The sequence below is a fragment of the Haloarcula sp. Atlit-120R genome (assembly GCF_003665885.1).
Classification (GTDB): domain Archaea; phylum Halobacteriota; class Halobacteria; order Halobacteriales; family Haloarculaceae; genus Haloarcula; species Haloarcula taiwanensis.
In genome coordinates this window covers 1-549 of record NZ_QPLN01000048.1, presented here as the reverse complement: position 1 = coordinate 549, position 549 = coordinate 1, and the positions used below count along the sequence as shown (strand labels likewise).

The window sequence follows — 549 nt, the reverse complement described above, 5'->3', positions numbered from 1 at the left end:
TTGGCACGTCCTTCATCAGCGCCTGAGCCGAGCAATCCACCAGCTGGCATAGTAGCCAACGTCGTTGTGACTCGTTCAACTGAACGAGTCCAGTGGACGCCTGGATCGCACGTACACACGGTTTCATGTTCGCCCCCAAGGTGGAGATGGTGGGCGAATCGACCCTTCCCAGGCTCGGTTTCACCCGGCCTGGTGCATCTGTCGTCGTATCACGTTCGAACGCCGTCCCACACTTAAGGGGACGGATTCGTCGGTGATACGAAGTACGGACCCGTCGGGAGTTGCACCCGACATCCCCGTGTAGGGATATCCGCCTCGGATAGGTCTTGTGAGCCCAGTGGGCCCATGCAGTAGTCGGCGCTTGCCGACTCGCGGTGACTTGTGGTCACCAGTCAGTGTAGGTGGGTCAGGCCAGAGGCCTGATCCCGATCAGTAGGAGGTGATCCAGCCACAGATTCCTCTACGGCTACCTTGTTACGACTTAAGCCCCCTTGCGGAGCCCAGATTCGACCGTCGCATGACGGCCTCATCCGGACCCCACTCGGGTGC

1 rRNA gene is annotated in these 549 nt (G+C 60.1%); it reads right to left on the bottom strand.

Going from position 1 to position 549, the window contains the following annotated elements:
- Positions 1-434 precede the first annotated feature (434 nt).
- Positions 435-549: ribosomal RNA gene (locus DVK01_RS21155) — 16S ribosomal RNA — on the bottom strand; the annotation flags it as partial.